A 20,617-nucleotide genomic window follows, 5' to 3' on the forward strand; every position below is an offset into this window, starting at 1 on the left:
ATTGCAAGGTGACCGGTCCGAAACGATGCATATGGCTCAGGCACGAAGTGTCGCTTCGACTGCCGGCACCTCCATCCACGCCAGCGCCAACGCCCAGCCAAGCACCGCGCTCGCACCATAGCCAAGCAACGGCACCGGATAATGGCCGATCAGGCTGGCGAGCAGCAGACCAAACCACAGGCCCACCAAGGTGACGGCGGGCAATCGCATCGCCGGCTCGATAAACCCTCGCCACAGCAGCGCCGCAGGCAATATCAGCGCGCCCATCAGCGCCAGCGGCCCGGTCCAGGCTGTCCATTGCCAGCTGTCGGTCAGCACATGCTCAACCATCGCCACCGGTTGCAGTGAGTCGTTGGACCAGGAAGCGGGAAACGCCAACAAGGCCCCCAGTACCAGCATCAGATCGCGTTGGTCGCGCCGCACAACAAGGATTGCCGCCACAGCCATCGCCAAAGCAACAGCCATGCCAAAGTCCGGCTGGCGACCAATGATCATGCCGCACGCCACTAACGATACGCTGGAGGCCCGATTGTCGCCGCGAGCATCGACCGTCAACAGCGCGGGCAGAAGCAACAGGCCGATGTGTAACTGCACCGGCCCAAGCCTCAGCCAGCGATGGACTCCGTCCGTCCCCTCATCAAGAAAGCGCGTCGCCAGCAACGCCAGCGGCACCGCGAACAACAACGCCGTCGATAAACGCGGCAGCCAGCGGCGCACCAGCGGCAAAAACAGCGCCATCGCCAGCACGCCCGCGCCAGCCTGCACCGCCAGCCAGCCACCCGGCGCACCACCGCCCACGAGCAGAGCCAGCCCGACCAACAGCGTCAGGGCAAAGGCCCCGGTGACGAGCGACGCGCCAGAGAGGCGCGCCGTGCCGATCAGACGTGGATCGCCTTGCCGCGCACTGCCATTGCCGCTTCCTTGAGCGCTTCGGCATGGGTCGGGTGAGCATGGCAGGTATAGGCGATGTCTTCCGACGTAGCGCCAAATTCCATCGCCACACAGGCTTCGGCGATCATCGATCCGGCGACCGTCGCGATGATCCACACACCCAGAACCCGGTCGGTCTCGGCATCGCTGATCACCTTGACCAGGCCGTCGGTCTGGCGGTTGGTCTTGGCGCGGCTGTTGGCCATCATCGGGAATTTGCCGACCTTGATCGCGCCCCTGGCCGCTGCCGCTTCCTCGGTCAGGCCGACCCCGGCAATCTCGGGGAAGGTATAGACGACGCTCGGGATGACATCATGGTTCACGATGCCGGTGTGGCCGGCAATGTTTTCCGCGCAGGCAACGCCCTCATCCTCGGCCTTGTGCGCCAGCATCGGGCCGGGGATGACATCGCCGATCGCCCAGATGCCGGGAACCGCGGTGCGGAAATCATGATCGGTCTCGATCTGCCCGCGCGCGTTGACGCTGAGCCCGGCCTTGTCGAGGCCGAGGCCATCGGTGTTCGGCTTGCGCCCGATGGCGACAAGCACAACGTCGGCTTCGAGCGTTTCCGCCGCACCGCCCGCTGCCGGCTCGACCGTGACCACCGCGCCCTTGCCCTTGGTCGCGACGCCGGTCACCTTGGTGCCGGTCTTGATGGTGAAGCCCTGCTTCTTGAAGATGCGAGCCGCTTCCTTGCGGATGTCAGCATCCATGCCGGGCAGGATCTGGTCAAGATATTCGACCACCGTCACCTCGGCCCCCAGACGCCGCCAGACGCTGCCCAGTTCCAGCCCGATGACGCCGCCGCCGATGACGACCATCTTGCCCGGCACCTTTGACAGGGTCAGCGCGCCGGTGGAGTCAATCACCACGCCCTTGTCATTATCCACCTCAACCCCCGGCAGCGGCGTAACGCTCGATCCCGTGGCGATGATGATATTCTTCGCGCGATAGCTCTTGCCTGCCACCTCGACCGTATCGGCACTGGTGAAGCTGGCAAAACCCTTGATCCACTCGACCTTGTTCTTCTTGAACAGGAAGGCGATGCCGCCGGTCAGCTCGTCAACCGCCTTCTGCTTCTCGGCGATCATCGCCGGCACATCGACGCTCGGCTTGCCAAAGCTCATGCCGAACTTGGCGAGATGCCCGCCCGCGACTTCCTCATACAGCTCGGACGCGTGCAGCAACGCCTTCGACGGGATGCAGCCGACATTGAGGCACGTGCCACCCAAAGTCTCGCGCGACTCAACGCACGCGGTCTTCAACCCCAGCTGCGCCGCACGGATCGCCGCGACATAGCCACCGGGGCCAGCGCCAATGACGAGAAGGTCGAAATCATAGTCAGCCATCAGCCTGTCCTCACAAATCAACCAGCAACCGGCCCGGATCCTCGATCGCCTCTTTCACCGTCTTGAGGAAGGTCACCGCCTCGCGCCCGTCGATCAGGCGGTGGTCATAGGAGAGCGCGAGATACATCATCGGACGGATGACAATCTGCCCGTTCCGTACCACCGGCCGGTCCTCGATGCGGTGCAGGCCGAGCACGGCACTCTGCGGCGGGTTGATGATCGGGGTGGACATCAGGCCGCCGAACACGCCGCCATTGGAGATGGTGAAGGTGCCGCCCTTCATGTCTTCCATCGTCAACGTGCCGTCCTTGGCCCGCTTGCCGAGGTCGGCAATCGCCTTTTCAATCTCGGCAAAGCCCATGCTATCGGCATTGCGCACCACCGGCACGACCAGGCCATTGGGAGCCGACACCGCGACCGAAACGTCGAGATAATTGTGATAGACGATCTCGTCACCGTCGATACGCGCATTGACCGCCGGAATATCCCGCGCCGCCAGTGCCACCGCCTTGGTGAAAAAGCTCATGAAGCCGAGGCGCACGCCATGCTTTTTCTCGAACAGGTCGCGATAGCGCTCACGCATCGCCATCACTTCGCCCATGTCGACGTCGTTGAACGTCGTCAGCATGGCGGCAGTGTCCTGCGCTTCCTTGAGGCGCTTGGCGATGGTCTGGCGCAGGCGGGTCATCTTGACGCGCTCTTCGTGACGGCCCGGGGCCGCCGGAGTGGCAGCCACAGGCGCGGCGACAGGGGCCGCCGGTGCCTCACCCGCCTTCTTCGCGGCTTCGAGCACATCTTCCTTGGTCAGGCGGCCGTCCTTGCCGGTGCCGACGACCTTGGCCGGGTCGATGCCATGCTCCAGCACCGCGCGGCGAACAGCCGGTGACAGGGTGGTGCTTTCCACCGAGGGCGCCGCAGCGACAGGCGCAGCGGCCGCCGGAGCTGCCGCAGGTGCAGCCTTGGCGCCCGACCCCGCATCGTCGATCACCGCGATCACTGCGCCAACCGCGACAGTATCACCTTCCTTGACCAGTTGCTGGCCCATCACGCCCGCCACCGGGCTCGGCACTTCGACCGCGACCTTGTCGGTTTCGAGAGAGGCAATCGGCTCGTCGAGCGCCACGGCCTCGCCGGGTTGCTTGAGCCACTGGCCAACGGTCGCTTCGCTGACCGATTCACCCAGCGTGGGGACTTTGACTTCGCTCGCCATGGACTTAACCCTTTTGCTTGGTGCGGCGGATTTCGGCACGGACCGAAAGGCCCAGCGCGTCGGCGACCAGCGCCGCCTGTTCGGTCTGGTGACGGGACATCAGGCCCGTCGCCGGGGATGCTGCTGCGGCCCGGCCGGCATAGCGCGCGCGCATGCCTGCCTTGCCTGCGGCCTTGAGGCTTTCCTCGATGAATGGCTCGACAAAGAACCAGGCGCCATTGTTGCGCGGTTCTTCCTGCGCCCAGACAACCTCCTTGAGGTTGGGCATCCGCTTCAGGCGCACCGCGAGGGCATCGCCGGGGAAGGGATAGAGCTGTTCGATCCGGATCACCGTCGTGTCACCCAGTTCGGCGGCGTCGCGCGCCTCCATCAGGTCATAGCCGACCTTGCCCGAACAGAGCACGACACGCGTCACCGCCTCGTCGGCTGGCGGGGTGCGGTCGGACATGATGCGGCGGAAATGGCTTTCACCGATGAAGTCCGAGCGTTGGGACACCGCCAGCTTGTGCCTGAGCAACGACTTGGGCGTCATGATGACCAGTGGCTTGCGGAACGGCCGCAGCATCTGGCGGCGCAGCACGTGGAAATAGTTGGACGGGGTGGAGATGTTGCACACCTGGATATTGTCGCCGGCGCACAATTGCAGGAAGCGCTCAAGCCGCGCCGAGCTATGCTCCGGTCCCTGCCCTTCATAGCCGTGCGGCAACAGCATGACGAGGCCATTGGCGCGCAGCCATTTGGCTTCGCCAGCCGCGACAAACTGGTCGATCATGATCTGCGCACCATTGGCGAAATCGCCGAACTGCGCTTCCCACAGCACCAATGCCTTGGGATCGGCCATGGCATAGCCATATTCGAATCCCAGCACGCCATATTCGGACAAGGGGCTGTCGAGCACCTCGAACCGGCCATGCGGCACAGTTGTCAGCGGGACATATTTGTCCTCGGTCTTTTGGTCGACCCAGACGGCGTGACGCTGGCTGAAGGTGCCGCGTCCCGAATCCTGGCCAGACAAGCGGACCTGATAGCCCTCGGACAACAGGGTGCCAAAGGCCAGTGCTTCGGACGTGGCCCAGTCGAACACCTCATTGTCACCCTTGTCGGCGAACATGGCGGCGCGGCCGTCAATGACCCGCTTCAGCGTCTTGTGCACTTCCAGCCCCTCGGGGATGGTGGTCAGTGTGCGACCGATGCTGTCGAACAGCTTGTCCGACACGCCAGTGGCAATATTGCGGCGCGCGGTTTCGGGATCGGCCGGCATGTGCAGGCCCGACCAGCGACCGGCGAACCAGTCGGCGCGGTTGGCCTTGTAGCTCTTGGCCGCGTCAAACTCGGCCTCAAGCCGCTCGACGAAAGTGGCGCGCATGCCTGCGGCATCGGCCTCGCCGATCACGCCCTCGGCGACCAGCCGCGCGGCATAGAGCTGCGACACCGGCGGATGCTTGCGGATGCGCTCATACATCAGTGGCTGGGTAAAGCTCGGCTCATCGCCCTCATTGTGCCCGAACCGGCGATAGCACCACATGTCGATGACGACGTCGCGCTTGAAGGTCTGGCGGAATTCGATCGCCAGCTTGCAGGCAAAGGTCACCGCTTCGGGATCATCACCATTCACATGGATGATCGGCGCCTGCACGCCCTTGGCCACATCCGAGGGATAGGGCGAGCCGCGCGAAAATTGCGGGCTGGTGGTGAAACCGATCTGGTTGTTGACGATGAAATGGACGCAACCGCCAGTGTTATAGCCGCGAATGCCAGAGAAACCGAGGCATTCCCAGACAATGCCCTGCCCGGCAAAGGCGGCGTCACCGTGGATCAGCACCGGCAGCACCTGCTTGTGATTTTCACGGCCCAGATCGTCGCGCCACACCTGTTGGGCGCGGACCTTGCCGAGCACGACCGGGTTCACCGCCTCAAGGTGCGATGGGTTGGGGACGAGGCTCATATGCACCGAAATGCCGTCAAACTCGCGGTCGGTGCTGGTGCCGAGGTGATATTTGACGTCGCCCGATCCGCCGACATCCTCGGGGTTGGCGGTGCCACCCTGGAATTCGTGGAAGATGACGCGATAGGGCTTGGCCATCACGTTGGCGAGCACGTTGAGGCGGCCACGATGGGCCATGCCATAGACGATTTCGCGGACGCCCATCTGGCCGCCATATTTGATCACGGCTTCCAGCGCCGGGATCATCGATTCCCCACCGTCGAGACCGAAACGCTTGGTGCCGACATATTTGCGGGCGAGGAATTTTTCATATTCCTCCCCTTCGATCACCTTGTTGAGGATCGCCTTCTTGCCGTTGGGCGTGAAGTCGATGCTCTTGTCGGCGCCTTCGAACCGCTCCTGGAGGAAGCGGCGTTCCTCGACATCGGCGATGTGCATATATTCGAGGCCGACCTTGCCGCAATAATTGGCGCGCAGGATCGCCACCAACTCGCGGATGGTCGCCTTTTCCAGGCCCAGCGTGCCGCCAAGATAGACCGGCTTGTCGAGGTCGGCACCGGTGAAACCATGATATTCCGGCGTCAGGTCAGCCGGCAGGTCGCGCGACTGGATCCCCAGCGGATCAAGGTCAGCCGCCAAATGGCCGCGCACGCGATAGGTGCGGACCAGCAGCATGGCGCGGATCGACGCATTGGTAGCCGCGATCAGTTCCGCCTCGGACAGGGGCGCACCCGCCTTCGCCGCCGCCGCCTTGACCGCCACCTGCATCTGCGTCGGGTCCATCCCCGCCGTCAGCGCATCCGTGTCGTTCAGCGGCCAGTTGGCACGCTGCCAGCTGGGACCGGTTTCGATTTCAAAGCTGCCGTCAAAATCCATGTCATTCATCCCTCCCCTCTCCCCTTGTGGGAGAGGGTTGCGCAGACTTGGCAGCGTGCTGCCTATGTCGAAGCTGGGTGAGGGGAATGCGGCCCATTGGGCCGCGCGAGCTCATGGCTCGCATACCCCTCATCCAACTGCGCCTAGCCGACACGTCGGCAAGGCTTCGTATCCTTCTCCCACAAGGGGAGAAGGGTCACCTCACCCCTTCAGCACTTCCAGCAACGTCGAACCCAGTTCCGACGGGCTGGCCGCCACGCGGATACCGGCAGCTTCCATTGCCGCAATCTTGTCTTCGGCGCCGCCCTGGCCGCCCGAGACGATTGCACCGGCATGACCCATGCGGCGGCCCGGGGGGGCCGTGCGACCGGCAATGAAGCCGGCCATCGGCTTCTTGCGGCCCTTCTTGGCTTCGTCGATCAGGAATTGCGCCGCTTCTTCTTCGGCCGAGCCGCCGATTTCGCCGATCATGATGATCGATTCGGTGGCGTCGTCGGCGAGGAAAAGTTCCAGCACGTCGATGAAGTTGGTGCCGTTGACCGGGTCACCACCGATGCCGACGGCGGTCGTCTGGCCCAGGCCGGCGTTGGTCGTCTGGAACACCGCTTCATAGGTCAGCGTGCCGGAGCGCGACACGACGCCGACGCTGCCCTTGGAGAAGATGCTGCCGGGCATGATGCCGATCTTGCATTCGCCGGGGGTCAGCACGCCAGGGCAGTTCGGGCCGATCAGGCGCGACTTGCTGCCCTGCAACTTGGCCTTGACCTTGACCATGTCGAGCACCGGAATGCCTTCGGTGATGCAAACGATCAGCGGGATTTCGGCTTCGATGGCCTCGATGATCGCGGCACCGGCAAAGGGCGGCGGCACATAAATGCAACTGGCATCGGCACCGGTCGCGTCACGCGCCTCTGCGACGGTGTTGAACAGCGGCAAGCCGATGTGCGTCTGACCGCCCTTGCCCGGCGTCACGCCAGCGACCATCTGCGTGCCATAGGCCAGCGCCTGTTCGGTGTGGAAGGTGCCGGTGGCACCAGTCATCCCCTGGGTGATGACCTTGGTGTTCTTGTTGACCAGAATCGACATTGGATAGCCCTTACAAATTCAGCCCCCCGGCAAAAGGCGGGGGCCCTTCTCCCAACCTGTCCATCAAGCCGCGGCCTCAGCGGAGAGCGCAGGTGATGGGCCCCTGCCTGCGCAGGGGCGCGCACAATCAGCCGAGGCTCGGCTCGATGGCCTTGCAGGCAACCAGCAGTTCCTTGACCGCGTCGACCGAGACCTGGAAATTGGCCTTGGCTTCATCGTCGAGGGCGATTTCGATGACCTCTTCGGCGCCATTGGCTCCGATCACCACCGGCACGCCGACATACAGGCCGTCGAGGCCATATTTGCCGTCAACATGGACCGCGCAGGGCAGGATGCGCTTCTGGTCGCCCAGATAGGCTTCAGCCATCGCGATGGCGCTGGTGGCCGGCGCATAATAGGCCGAGCCGGTCTTGAGCAGGCCGACGATTTCGCCGCCGCCGGAACGGGTGCGAGCGACGATCGCGTCAATCGCTTCCTTCGACGACTTGCCCATCTTGACGAGGTCATCGACCGGGATGCCCGAAACGGTGGTGTAGTTGGTCACCGGGACCATCGTGTCGCCATGGCCACCGAGGACAAAGGCGTTCACATCCTTGACGGACACGCCGAATTCCCAGGCGAGGAAGGTGGCAAAGCGGGCCGAGTCGAGCACGCCAGCCATGCCGACCACCTTGTTGGCGGGGAGGCCCGAGAATTCGCGCAGTGCCCAGACCATGGCGTCGAGCGGGTTGGTGATGCAGATGACGAACGCGTCCGGAGCGTGGGTCTTGATGCCTTCGCCGACCGACTTCATCACGCCAAGGTTGATGCCGAGCAGGTCGTCGCGGCTCATGCCGGGCTTGCGCGGCACGCCAGCGGTGACGATCACCACATCGGCGCCGGCGATATCGGCATAATCATTGGTGCCCTTGATGTTGGCGTCAAAGCCTTCGACCGGACCGCACTGGGCGAGGTCGAGCGCCTTGCCCTGCGGCATGCCCTCGGCAATGTCGAACAGGACGATGTCGCCCAGCTCCTTCTTGGCGGCGAGGTGGGCGAGCGTGCCGCCAATCATCCCTGCGCCGATGAGGGCAATCTTCTTGCGGGCCATCCTTGCGTCTCCTGTCGTCCGGCCGCAGTAGCGTCACGCACAGGCTGGTCCGGCCGCAGGCCAGCTCCGCACGAGGCTCGCCATAGACCACCGGGACAGGAATGCAACCAACAAAAGGTTAAAAATAGAGCCATTAATGCAACTTATTCGCAATTGCAATAACGCTTCCGCCATCACTCTCCCCTTGCGCCGGGTAGAAGGGTCGGGAAGGGCAATTGGTGGCTCTATCTCGCCCTCTACCTACGCCGCCCCATGCCCCTGTTCGAGCCAGTCATCCGACAACATCTCATTGAGCCGCGACGCCGTCCGCTCAAATTCAAACGCCCCATCACCCGCCACATAAAGCGCATCCGGCACCGCATCCGCCGCAGCCAGCAACTTCACCCGATATTCGTAGAGCGCGTCAATCAGCGTGACGAACCGCGCCGCCTCGTTGCGGTTTTCGGGGCGCAGCTGCGGTACGCCGACGAGGATGACGGTGTGATAGCTTTGCGCCACCGTCAGATAATCCGCCGCGCCCCGCGCCTCCCCGCACAGCTTTTTGAAGCTGAACACCGCGACGCCCTTGAGCGACTTGGGCACATGCAAGGTCCGCCCGCCGCCAACGTCAACATCCGCCGACGGCACATGCGAGCGGTCCTCAACAGCGAAGTCGGTCAGCCGGAAAAAGGCATCAGACAGCGCCTTAGTCGCCGCCGGGCCATTGGGTACATGCCAACGCTCGACGCCCGCCAGCCGGTCGCGACGATAATCATTCGGCCCATTGAGCGGCAGCACATCAAGCCGTGCCTCGATCAGCGCTATGAACGGCAAGAAATGCTCGCGGTTGAGCCCGTCCTTGTAGAGATCGACCGGAGGCCGGTTGCTTGTCGCCACCAGCGTCACCCCATTCTCGATCAACGCGGTGAACAGCCGCGACATGATCATCGCGTCGGCGCTGTTGTTGACCACCATCTCGTCAAAGGCGAGCAGCCGCTGTTCCTTGGCCATCGTTTTGGCAACCGCAATCACCGGGTCACCCTGCTCGGTCGCCCGTGCCGCCCTGAGCCGCGCATGGACATCCGCCATGAAGGCATGAAAGTGTGCCCGGCGCTTTTCAGGGATGGCGAGATGTTCGTGGAACAGGTCCATCAGCATTGTCTTGCCGCGCCCGACACCACCCCACATGTAAACGCCGCGCGGCTGCTCCGGTTTGCCCTTGCCGAACAGGCGGGAGAGCAGACTGGCACCGCCCTGCCCCGCTTCGAGCTCCTGTTGCAACCGGTCGAGCCGCACGGCCGCCGCCCGCTGGTCAGGGTCAGGCTTCAGTTCGCCCGTCGCGACAAGCGCATCATAGGCCGCCAGCGTCCCGCTCATCAGCCCCTGGGCAGCGACGGCTTGCGGACCGTGCCGGTGAAGCTGGCGACGAGGTGGCTGTCGTCCGGGCCCTGCACGACCAAGCCGCGCAGGAAGATGAGACGGCCGGTTTCACGAACGATTTCCACCAAGGCATCAAGCGGTTCATCAACCCGGCCAGCTCCGATGAACTGGGTCTGGAGATCAAGCGTCACCGAAAAGCCAGCACCCAATGCGCCGTATTGGCCGGGAATGGCGAAGAGCGATATGTCGATCAGGCCCAGAGTCACCGCGCCATGGACGTTGTGGCCGAGATTACTGTGCTTGCGCGTCGGATGCATGCGCAAACGGCCACGCCGCATGCCCGGAGTCTGCTCGCGCTCCTTGCGGACCATCAGCGGCTCAAGAAAGGCGTTGAATCGCTCCTTGTCCTTTAGGTTCCAGCTGACCCAGCCGTCCGCCAGCTGTTCGGCGGTAAAGTTGTCGGACTCGCGGAGCGGCGGTTGAGCCGTCCCGATCACACCGACCGCTCGACCAGCATCTTCTTGGTTTCGGCAATAGCCCGGGCCGGGGACAGGCCCTTGGGGCAGGCGTTGGCGCAGTTCATGATGGTGTGGCAGCGATAGAGACGGAACGGGTCTTCCAGCTCATCGAGCCGCTCACCGGTATATTCGTCGCGACTGTCGGCCAGCCAGCGATAGGCCTGGAGCAGGATCGCCGGCCCAAGAAACTTGTCGCTGTTCCACCAATAACTGGGGCAGCTGGTCGAGCAACAAGCGCACAAAATGCACTCATACAGCCCATCGAGCTTGGCGCGGTCCTCAGGTGACTGGAGACGTTCCTTGCCCGACGGGGTAGGCGTCTTGGTCTGCAGCCAGGGCGAGATCGAGTTATACTGGGCGTAAAAATGCGTGAAATCAGGGACAAGGTCCTTGATCACTTCCATGTGTGGCAGCGGCGTTATGGTGATGTCCTTGCCACCGCAATCCTCAATCGCGGTCGTGCAGGCCAGGCCATTCTTGCCATTTATGTTCATGGCGCAGGAACCGCAGATGCCCTCACGGCATGAGCGACGGAAGGTCAGCGTCGAATCCTGCTCGCTCTTCATCTTGATGAGCGCATCAAGCACCATCGGACCGCAGGCTTCAGTGTCAATCTCAAAGGTATCGAAACGAGGATTCTCACCCGAGTCCGGATTATAGCGATAGACGCGGAAATTACGCGCTTTTCCGCCTGTGGCCGCCTTGTAAGCCTGGCCCTTGCCGGTGATCTTGCTGTTCTGCGGAAGCGAAAATTCAGCCATTGTCTGTCCCTAAACCTCATGAGCCCGGACGGCGGAGAGAAGAGTCGAATGTGCCCTAACGCCGGTTGACGTGAACGGCAAGCAGGAGGGGCGGGAAAACTGCCGCAAATGAGAGGCCTGCCATCCCCAACGATTGGCGGACCGAAACAATAGTGAGCATCTCCGGCCAGCGGCACAACATAGAGTGTGAGTCAGCATGGCTAATAGCATGTGACATTGATTGACACGGGTTGTCACACCAGCAAGGCGCAAACACCTCGATTTGCGGGCCGGAGAGGTGCGCAAATGGGAAATGATGCAAAGTAGCGCATCCACCACCGCTTGCGCATTGTGCCGCAGGGTGACAGTGGCCAGCACAGCGCGGCTTGTCGCGCCAAGTTTCAGCTTGGGAGCCGTGGCGCGATTGGCTCAAGGACCGTGTCATACAGGAAAGAGACTTTGCCCGATCAAAAAGGACGGGCTACCGGCTGGTCCTCCGGCGGCCCGTCCCTCCCGTGCTGGCTCGTGGCGATCAAGCGGTCGAGAGACCGGGCGAACGCCTGATCAGAGCCGAGCTGCCCGCGCGGGGAACCAGAAGGCGGAATAATTTGATCCACTGGGCAACGCGTTCCTGCCCGCATCCATGGGTCGCCTTGCGCCCTTCCTGACCCATCTGTTCAAGCGGCAGATGATGCAGAGCGGCAATGGCATCTGCCAGGGATTCAGGGGTGGAACAGTCAGCCACGACACCACCCCGACCAACCTGTTCAGGCAACCCGCCGACAGGTGAGACGAGGATGGCCCGACCGGCCTCGCGCGCCTCGTTCGCCACCTGGCCATAGGCTTCGTAACGCGACGGCACCGCAAAGACATGAATTCCAGCAAGGAATGCAGCGACATCATCAACCCGGCCTGTGAAGCGAATATTGCGAGCCATGCCGGCTAGCTCAACCAATTTGTCCTGTTCAGGGCCAAAGCCACCCAGGACAAGATCAACTGGCGCATCTTCGCCCAGCAGCCGAACGGCCTTGATCAACGTGTCGAAGTTCTTGCACTCATGGAAACGGCCATAGGCACCGATGATCAGGCGACCATCGTCCGGGCGCTTCATGTCCGGCACACGGTCAAGGCCCTTCTTCCCGGAATAGGGATAAATGATGGTCAACCTGTCGCCTTGGACCGCGCCAATGCGGCTCATCCATTCGCCGACACCATGCGACACGGCAACGACATGATCGACGATGGAGAAGGCCATCTTGAGCATGAAACGGAAGCGGGCCTTGTGCGGAACATGCAGATTTTCCCATTCGGCCGAATAGCTGTGTTCGACGTGCAGCAGGCTGGCGTGCGGATTACGCGCCTTGAGCGACAGAAGAAACAGGATCCGGCGCCAGTTTGGAGGAAAATGCGTGACAATGATGTCTGCATCGACCCTTGGTGCGATGACAGCGTCAGACTTGATTGCCACCGTCCGGGATTCGGCAACATCGGTAAAGCCGGGGTCGTTGTAGACATCCAGTCCCTTGGTGACACCACCCAGGGCAAAATCGTCGAGCAGATGGACTATTTGCAGCCGGGTCATGCCACAGCCCTCCCGCCTGTCCAGCGTGAGGCCAATCGACTGAAGCGGTCAGCGTCCACCAGCCTGGCTACCAAAGCGGCACCAAGGGTAACCAAGGTCTTGCGTGGTTCTTCCACGAGCGGCCGGACACTGGCCTTCAAAGCCTGGGCGACCAAAGACAGGGCGAAGCTGCCGTCACCCAGTTGGACGGAACGTCGGGCCAGATAGCGCAATTGATAGGCCCTAGCGCGATCACCATGCCGGCCGACAAATTCAGGAGCATAGGATGCTGTTTTGGCAATCATTCGTTCCCAGCTTTCAAACTGGCGAGCGATGTTGGCGGAAAGACCCCCGGCGACTATACGATATTCGGTCAGTTCCGGAGCAATACCGTCAAAGCATGCTTGCGCTTGCACAGCGAGCCGGACCCACAATTCGATGTCTTCCGACTGACGAAAGCTTTCGTCAAACCAGCAGGTGCGATCGGGTTCGTCAGGATGGACGAAGGCGATCAGGTCCAGAGCACTGCGCCGGATCACCGCAGCCGAACCATTGCCGACCGGATTACGACACAAGATCAGCTGGGGCGTAATGTCGTGGAGGCGCGGTGTCTGCGTCTGACGCAGGGCATTACCGGCGCCATCGATGAAGCGGGAGGCACTGTAGCTGACATCCACATTGGGTGCCGCATCGAGGTGAATGACATGAAGTGCCAGCTTTTCGGGCAACCAGCGGTCATCCGAATCAAGCAAAGCGATATAGTCGCCGCGAGCATGGGCGATTCCGGTATTGCGGGCACCGGCAAGACCGCGATTACGCTGGGCAATGATGCGTATCCGCGGATCGCAATATTCGGCAGCAATATCGATGCTGCGGTCGCTGCCGCCATCATCGATCACGAGCAACTCCCAATCATGGAATGTTTGGGCCAAAACCGAGTCGATGGCTTCAGCAACATAACGTTCGACATTGTAAACCGGCATCACAATGCTGACACGCGGCGCGGCGGGTTGATTGATTGGCATGGGTGGTCTCCTGGCTTTCGATGGTTGGTGGCGTCAGGCAAAGACGCGGATACGCGCAGCTCGCGGAATGAAAGGCGCGACGAGCGCGGAAATCAGGGTGGCCCAGCCTCGCTTTGCGTCTGTCAGAAATGCACGCGCATCAAGCCGCAGCCCGCGCACGGCATAGTGCAGAGCGGTCGCCGCCGAGGCACCGGAACGAAGCGCGCGACGGGCCAGATAGCGGCAATAGATAGCTTCTGCTGCCTGAACGCCCGAAGGGTCGGCATAGTCGGTCGCGAGATCGCGCCACCCGGCATACATCCGTTCAAGATTGACAGACAGTCCATCATGGCTGAGCCGATAGGAAACCAGCACTTCGTCAATGCCCCTGATTGCGAGGCCAAGGAATGCCGCGCGGGCAAGCCATTCCTGATCCTCAGCAAAAGACATGCCGGCACGAAAGCCACCGACGCGTTCAAAGGCAGCACGGCGGACAACCAGATTGGACATGGTACAGACCGGGTTTTCCCCGAGGAGATCCGTCACCTTAAGTGGGGTGTTGACGATGGTTGACGTTGTGCGGGCGTCAAGGGCATTGCGGGCCTCTGGCTCAATGAAAGCAATGCGGGCATAGCTGGCAGCGCAGTTGTGATCTGCCCTGTGCAAGGCGCGATGCAGCTTCAGCTTTTCCGGGTGCCACAAATCATCCGCATCGCAAAAGGCAATGAGCTGACCATGGCTGAGCTCGACACCTTTGTTGCGGGTGGCGGCAACACCACAATTTGCGTGGGCAATAACCCGGATACGATCATCAACCGCAGCGAGCCGAAGCATTATTGCCAGGCTCTGATCCGTTGAACCGTCATCAATCAGCAGCAGTTCGAAGTCCCGTTCGGACTGCGAGAGGATTGATCGCACCGTCGCGGACAATGTGGCTGAAGCATTGTGGACCGGCATGACGACGGAAATGTGGGGATAAGGGAAGAGGCGGTTCATGCGTGGGCTTCCTTGAAATGCGCCACGCGGCCAGAAACCAGCGCCGGCGCCAAAATGTAGAAGGCAAAAGGAACGACGGTCAGTGCAAAGCCGGCCGTCCAGATGAGAGCAGCTTGTTCAAGCTGACCGCTGTGGACGCCAATAGCGAGGCCGCCGAGCGTCGTTGCCGTAATCGCCAGGCCAGCCCATACGTCGGCCCCGGCCCGTCCTTCGGCACGAAGCCATGCGGTCGTGACGGTCGCCAACAACATCGGTACGCCGGCGAGACAGAGGATGGAAATCAGCGGCGCGGCGTGGGCCCAATGGGCGCCAAAGATCAGCGGTACATACCAGGGCGCCAACAACGCCTGGGCTGCAATCACAGGCAGGAAAATGAGTGAGCCGAGCAAGATCGCGGTGCGCAAGCGCTGCGACCTTGCCCGGCCCGACGGCACGGCACAGAGGCCAGGGAACATTACCGTGCCGAAAGCAGTGATGAGTGAGGAAACAATGCCGATGCCGGCATTGAAGGCGAAGAACCAGGTCCCCAAGGCAGTGATGCCCAGGGTGGCCGACACGATGATCTTGTCCAGCTGTCCCCGCGCGGCGGTGAGCATTTCGGTGGCGAGCACGGAAATGCCGAAGCCCAGCAGGTCACGCGCCGGAACCCGGCCTGCCTCTGGCACCGGGCGCCAGGGACGGGCACGGCGGGTCAGCAACAGCCAGATTGGCGCTGTCAGCAGCTTTGGCATGACAACAGACCAGGGGCTCTGCCACACAAGCAGCAGGGCGGCGGTCAGCAAATGGTCTGCGATCGTCTGGGTGGCGGTGGTCCGGGCAGTGGTCCCGGCACGTCCCTCGCGCATCAGCAAATAGCATTGGACAAGCCCACCTGGCATCAGAAGATAAACCCCACTGAGCACGGCGAGCATCGCGCCAGCCAACGGCTGCGAAAAGACGATGGCCAAAAACAGTGCAGCGGCCAGCTGAAGTCCGGCAACCACGCAGCACCAGATCCAGAATATCCGGTGGGCGGTATTGCAGGTCGCGTCGAGCCGGGCTGCGTCGGCTGCAATGATCTTTTGCCCTACGCCGATGTTGGCGAGCACGCGCATCAGTTCAAAGGCAGTGAGGGTGAGCGCGGCCACGCCGACAATGTCGGGCGCGAGCTGGCGGGCAATGACCACGACGGTGGCCAAACGCACCAAGCGAACGGCAATTTCCGCCGAGCCATAGGCAGCGAGCCCGGACAGCAGGGCAAATGGCGCGTCGCCTATTTTTTTGCGCAGATAAGCCTGCATGGTGGTCCCCCGGTCAAATCGTTCGGAGACGACCTATTCAAGCAGCGTGCCAATCTTGAATATATTAATCGTTTTAATGACTTAGCCTGATCTCAGCGGGACCATCGCGCCACTTTTCGCAAATTGCACAGCAACTGGTTTCGCCAAATGCAAAATTTGCGCCTTGCATATGGGCAAAACGCGAATTCGATGAGCCGATACGACTTGTGATGCAGGAAAAGCCCCAGAAATGCTGATTTGGCACGGAGGATGCTGAGGGAACGGCAATTGAAACCCTGCAACCGGAGCAATCCCATGTCTGTGCCCATGCCCTTCCTCAAAGCGCAGGTCCTCCAATCCGATGCCATCGACAGTGCCGGATCGAGTGCGACTGCCAATCGTCTCCGCTTTGACCGCGGCCGATTCTTCACCGTGCCGAGTGACGCGCTTGATGCCCGCGAACCAACGCGTCTTTTTGGCTTGCCATTGGTCAATGCTGACCCGGAAGAGGCCGCCCATGCCCTAGTCGAGCGCGCCGCCGCGGGTTCACGCTGCACCATTGCCTTCATCAACGCCCATTGCATCAACATATTGGCCACAGATCCTGCCTATGGCCGGGCATTGAGCCAAGCCGACGCACTGCTGCCCGACGGTTCAGGTCTCAACATCGCGGCGCGGATGGCAGGCAAGAAGATTGACCATAATCTGAACGGGACCGATCTATTCCCGATGCTTTGCCGCGAAGCCGCGGCCCAGGAACAAGGCCTCTTCCTGCTCGGCGGCCAGCCTGGCGTCGCTACTGCGGCAAGTGCAACGATGCGACAGATAGTGCCGGGGCTGGACATTTGTGGCACGCAGCACGGATTTTTCAGTGCGGACGATGATGCAAAGATCATCGAACGCATCAATGCTTCAGGCGCCAGCATCCTGTTGGTGGGGCTGGGCGTCCCGCATCAGGAACAGTGGATCGCGCGACACAGGGCACAGATCAATGCTCCGGTCGTTTTGGGCGTCGGCGGCCTGTTTGACTATTATTCCTACCGCATACCCCGCGCGCCCCAGTGGATGCGCGCCATCGGCCAGGAATGGATATGGCGGCTGATGCAGGAACCGCGCCGCATGGCGGGACGATATCTGATCGGCAATCCCCTGTTCATTGGTCGGGCGATCGCCCATGCGTGGGAAGCGCGCGGTCATGCAGAACGTTACGCCGCTGCATCGAAGCGGTCACTTGATTTGGCGATTGCCTTGTGCGCATGCGTGCTATTGGGCCCATTGTTTGCCGCTCTTTGTCTGCTCATCACCCTGGATGATCGTGGGCCTGTCTTTTTCCGGCAGACGCGCATCGGTGCCAACGGCAAGCCGTTCAAGATGTGGAAGTTCCGGTCAATGGCAGTGGATGCAGAAAGGCGCCGGGCAGAGCTGTTGGCGAAAAGTGAGCGCGACGGCGTCTGCTTCAAGATGAAGCGCGATCCCCGCATCACACGCGTTGGCGGCTGGCTGCGCCGGTTGTCACTGGACGAGCTACCCCAATTGTTCAATGTCCTGCGGGGCGAGATGTCGATAGTCGGTCCGCGGCCCGCTTTACCCCAGGAAGTGCTGAGTTATGACGAGCGGGCACGCAGGCGTCTGCAAGGAGCGCCGGGCCTGACGTGTTCCTGGCAGGTTTCGGGTCGCGCTGAAATCCCCTTTGATCAACAGGTCGAGATGGACATTGCCTATCTCGAAAGACGATCGCTTGTCGGTGACATTGCCCTCATCGCCAAGACGGTCCCTGCCGTCGTCTCGGGGCGCGGGGCCTATTGATCCTATTGGGGGGCGTCAGGCAGTGCGCCGATCAGGCTGGCTCGCCACATCCCGGATCTGGGAAATGGTGGCATCAAGCAGGGCCTTGATACCGGCTGCACTGCCTGACATTTTTTCAGCTGACAGATCGGAAAAGTGACTGGCCGATTCCCATAACGCGTTAGCACCAAAGGCTGCGCAAATCCCCTTGAGCGTATGCCGGGCCCGCGCGATTGCCTGCTCGTCACCCTGCGACAGCGCATCGAACAGTGCACCAGTCCAATGCTCCAAATCCGATACCACCGTTTCTTCCAATCGTCGGCGACCACTCAATGGCAGAGCAAGAAAATGTCCCCGTAACTGGTCCAGATCGACCAACGGCGGTTGAGTGAACGTCGGAACCGGAACAGGAGCAACCTTGCTGCGTGTTCTGGCCTGCTGGCGGAGTTGACGGATACGATCGAGCGCATCGTGCAAACGTTCAAGCTGGATAGGCTTGGTGAGCACGTCATTCATTCCGGCCGCACGCATTGCCGCCAGTTCTTCTTGGGCCGCAAATGCGGTGACGCCCAATATCGGCAATGTGGCAAAGTCCCCACCCATCGAGCGGATGGCCCGTGTTGCCTCAAGACCATCAAGTGTCGGCATCGACACATCCATCAACACGGCATCAAAGCCTATGCCCTGTTTGAGGAGGTTTAAGGCTTCCAATCCGTCATTGGCCATTTGGCTGGTGCAGCCGAGCTTTTCCAGCATAGCGGCGATGACAATCTGATTGGTGGCAACGTCTTCCGCCACCAGCAGATGCGGAGGACGACCATCAATCCGCACGGCTTCAAGTGCGATTGAGCTGGCAGGATCCTTCGCTTCTTTAGGTGCCTGCGCTGGTGCGAATGGCAGGATGACCCAAAATGTGCTGCCAACGTCAACGAAGCTTTCGACGCCGATGCGACCTTTCATCGCATGAACGATGCGACTGCATATCGACAATCCAAGACCATTGCCCTGCGCATCGGCATCCATCGGACTGTGCACACGACGCATATCGCGGAAAAGAGTCTGTTGCCGCTTAGGCTCGATACCCCGTCCCGTATCGATGACCGCCATGTGGAGGCGGGGACCATCCTTACCGGAAGCCAGATCCACTGTGATCTCGATACTGCCTCTCACGGTGAACTTGATTGCATTGCTGATCAAATTATCCAGCAACTGGCGCAAACGTTTCGGGTCGATCGAGATATAATCAGGCAAATCACTGGCCAAGGCCATGACCAGTGACAATCCCTTGCGACGGGCAAGCGGGCGCCAACTATCGACAATCGTGGTGAAAAAGGCCGGCAAGGCCACGAGCTGGTCTTCCAGATCCACTGACCATCCATCGGCCCGTGCCACCTCGATGATGTCGGCGAGCAGAAACAACATCTGATCTCCGCTGGAGCGCGCCAGAGCGAGAAGATTGCGCTGGTCCGGGGACAAATCGGTTGTCGAGAGCAGTTCCAGCATCGCAAGGATCGCGTTCATTGGCGTCCGGATGTCGTGGCTCATCATTGCCAGAAAACGCGACTTCGCCCGGTCAGCCTTGATCGCCAGGTCACGGGACTCTTCAAGTCTGGCTCCGACAGCTTCGAGTTCAGCTATACGTTCGGCGAGCAATTCGCCGCGGTGACGCAGTTCATTCTGGGCAGCCACATAGTCAGTAATGTCCGTGTAGCTCTTGATGATGCCGCCATTGTCCCGGGCAATGATGCGAACTTCGATCGACCGACCGTCCTGGAGCGTTTCAACATAGTCGCCCGGGGCACAAAGCATGGTCGCAAGGGCGATCGGGAATTTGCCTTGGTCTTCGCCGGACAACCTTTGAAAGGTGTGCGCCGTAGGCCAGGCAATGGCGCTGAACTCATCCCGGTCCATGCCCGAGAAGAGGAAGTGATCGGGCAAGGAGTAAAGTTCGGTGAACCGTCGATTCCAGATGACGAGCCGCAAGTTTTCGTCAAACACGGTGATGCCTTGCGGAACTGTTTCGAGAACCGCACGCAGAAAATCCGAATCGCGTTGCTGGGCAGCGGTAGCAGCTTGCAACTGTTTGGACAGTCGTTCCAGCTTGCGCAACTGGCGCAACCGAAGGGCGTCGGTGACGCGCTGGCGCCTTTCAAGCGCACGCTGATCGGTGATATCCTGAACAGCGCCATGGAAATGACCCTGCGCATGGGTGTCTGGCCGGATATGCCAGCGAAGCCAGCGGGTCATGCCATATTGGTCAAGAATGCGGATATCGCGGCGGCTGACGCCATTGATCAGGCCTGACAGGAAGTGCCGGGTTTCGGCTCTTTCGACCGGATGAACCATGGCACCAATCTGGCCGATATCAGTGACCATCGCCTTGAGGCCGAGTATCGGGGCGAGATTGCGTGAACCCAAGATTGTCCCGTCGGCCTGGACCCGGAATGTTGCGACATTGGCAACGTCCTGGGCGTTGAGCAGAACATGCGCGTCACCCTCGAGCCGCTGCAGCAATTCATCCTCGCGGCGTTCGAGCTCGCGGCTGGCGGCTGCGAGGGCGCGGCCGCGCAGTTCGAGCATGGCTTCGGCCGCGGCGCGAGCGCGCTCGCTGCGCTCTAGCCGACGTTCGGCGAGCGCGAGGGCGGAGGCATATTGCTCCAAAGTCTTTGGAATAGCGTTCCTGGTCACTGTGCCGGCGTAGCGGGGAAATCTGAATATTCGATTGTGATTGGCGCCGAATGGGGGCGTTCGGTTCGGGCAAGCAGAGGGCGAGATAGAGCGACCAAACGGGGTAGCCGGACCCCTCTCTCAGTTGCCCGATTGATCACTTTCAAAAGTCGGTTATGGTCCACCCCGCAAAAGGAGACGGCCACGACATGACGAGTCCTGGCCGGTCCCAAACAGGAGAG

The 20,617-nt window shown here is 61.5% G+C and carries 15 protein-coding genes; 1 reads left to right on the forward strand and 14 read right to left on the reverse strand.

Annotated elements, in window-relative coordinates:
• Positions 1-36: 36 nt before the first annotated feature.
• The 13 genes from GV829_RS01275 to GV829_RS01335 form a co-directional block, all read right to left on the reverse strand.
• Entirely contained in the window at positions 37-819 is a 783-nt protein-coding gene (locus tag GV829_RS01275; protein WP_169943455.1) for a hypothetical protein, read from the reverse strand.
• A gap of 59 nt (positions 820-878) precedes the next feature.
• Complete coding sequence (gene lpdA / locus GV829_RS01280) at positions 879-2,279, reverse strand: dihydrolipoyl dehydrogenase (RefSeq protein WP_169943456.1); 1,401 nt, start codon at positions 2,277-2,279, stop codon at positions 879-881.
• 10 nt (positions 2,280-2,289) lie between these two features.
• Positions 2,290-3,489, reverse strand: a complete 1,200-nt coding sequence (gene odhB, locus GV829_RS01285; protein WP_169943457.1) for a 2-oxoglutarate dehydrogenase complex dihydrolipoyllysine-residue succinyltransferase — start codon at positions 3,487-3,489, stop codon at positions 2,290-2,292.
• Positions 3,490-3,493: 4 nt separating this feature from the next.
• Positions 3,494-6,319, reverse strand: coding sequence for a 2-oxoglutarate dehydrogenase E1 component (locus tag GV829_RS01290; RefSeq protein WP_425505430.1), 2,826 nt, complete (start codon positions 6,317-6,319; stop codon positions 3,494-3,496).
• Between the two features lie 192 nt (positions 6,320-6,511).
• Positions 6,512-7,396 (reverse strand): succinate--CoA ligase subunit alpha, encoded by an 885-nt coding sequence (gene sucD / locus GV829_RS01295; RefSeq protein ID WP_169943458.1) that lies wholly within the window; start codon positions 7,394-7,396, stop codon positions 6,512-6,514.
• A 127-nt stretch (positions 7,397-7,523) separates the two neighbouring features.
• Complete coding sequence (gene mdh / locus GV829_RS01300) at positions 7,524-8,486, reverse strand: malate dehydrogenase (protein ID WP_169943459.1); 963 nt, start codon at positions 8,484-8,486, stop codon at positions 7,524-7,526.
• 240 nt (positions 8,487-8,726) lie between these two features.
• Positions 8,727-9,842 carry a cell division protein ZapE gene (gene zapE, locus GV829_RS01305; protein WP_169943460.1) on the reverse strand — a complete coding sequence of 372 codons (1,116 nt, stop codon included), beginning with the start codon at positions 9,840-9,842 and terminating at the stop codon, positions 8,727-8,729.
• The gene (locus GV829_RS01310) at positions 9,842-10,339 is read right to left on the reverse strand and encodes a PaaI family thioesterase (protein WP_246203131.1); all 498 of its coding nucleotides are present in this window, start codon (positions 10,337-10,339) and stop codon (positions 9,842-9,844) included. Before GV829_RS01310 ends, zapE begins: the two co-directional genes overlap by 1 nt.
• Positions 10,339-11,124, reverse strand: a complete 786-nt coding sequence (locus GV829_RS01315) for a succinate dehydrogenase iron-sulfur subunit (protein ID WP_169943461.1) — start codon at positions 11,122-11,124, stop codon at positions 10,339-10,341. The genes GV829_RS01310 and GV829_RS01315 overlap by 1 nt, the downstream gene beginning before the upstream one ends.
• A gap of 511 nt (positions 11,125-11,635) precedes the next feature.
• Positions 11,636-12,685, reverse strand: a complete 1,050-nt coding sequence (locus GV829_RS01320; RefSeq protein ID WP_169943462.1) for a glycosyltransferase family 4 protein — start codon at positions 12,683-12,685, stop codon at positions 11,636-11,638.
• Positions 12,682-13,689, reverse strand: coding sequence for a glycosyltransferase family 2 protein (locus GV829_RS01325; RefSeq protein WP_169943463.1), 1,008 nt, complete (start codon positions 13,687-13,689; stop codon positions 12,682-12,684). Before GV829_RS01325 ends, GV829_RS01320 begins: the two co-directional genes overlap by 4 nt.
• A gap of 33 nt (positions 13,690-13,722) precedes the next feature.
• A complete protein-coding gene (locus GV829_RS01330) occupies positions 13,723-14,664 on the reverse strand; it encodes a glycosyltransferase family 2 protein (RefSeq protein WP_169943464.1) in 942 nt (313 codons plus the stop codon).
• Positions 14,661-15,944 (reverse strand): oligosaccharide flippase family protein, encoded by a 1,284-nt coding sequence (locus GV829_RS01335; RefSeq protein WP_169943465.1) that lies wholly within the window; start codon positions 15,942-15,944, stop codon positions 14,661-14,663. The genes GV829_RS01330 and GV829_RS01335 overlap by 4 nt, the downstream gene beginning before the upstream one ends.
• Before the next feature lie 294 nt (positions 15,945-16,238).
• Between GV829_RS01335 and GV829_RS01340 the strand changes: the two genes are divergently transcribed.
• Positions 16,239-17,729 (forward strand): WecB/TagA/CpsF family glycosyltransferase, encoded by a 1,491-nt coding sequence (locus GV829_RS01340; RefSeq protein WP_246202947.1) that lies wholly within the window; start codon positions 16,239-16,241, stop codon positions 17,727-17,729.
• Between the two features lie 15 nt (positions 17,730-17,744).
• Here the strand turns inward: GV829_RS01340 and GV829_RS01345 are convergent, their stop codons facing one another.
• Positions 17,745-20,396, reverse strand: coding sequence for an ATP-binding protein (locus GV829_RS01345; RefSeq protein WP_169943466.1), 2,652 nt, complete (start codon positions 20,394-20,396; stop codon positions 17,745-17,747).
• Positions 20,397-20,617: the final 221 nt, after the last annotated feature.

Source organism: Sphingomonas lacunae (genome assembly GCF_012979535.1).
GTDB classification, from domain to species: Bacteria; Pseudomonadota; Alphaproteobacteria; order Sphingomonadales; family Sphingomonadaceae; genus Sphingopyxis; species Sphingopyxis lacunae.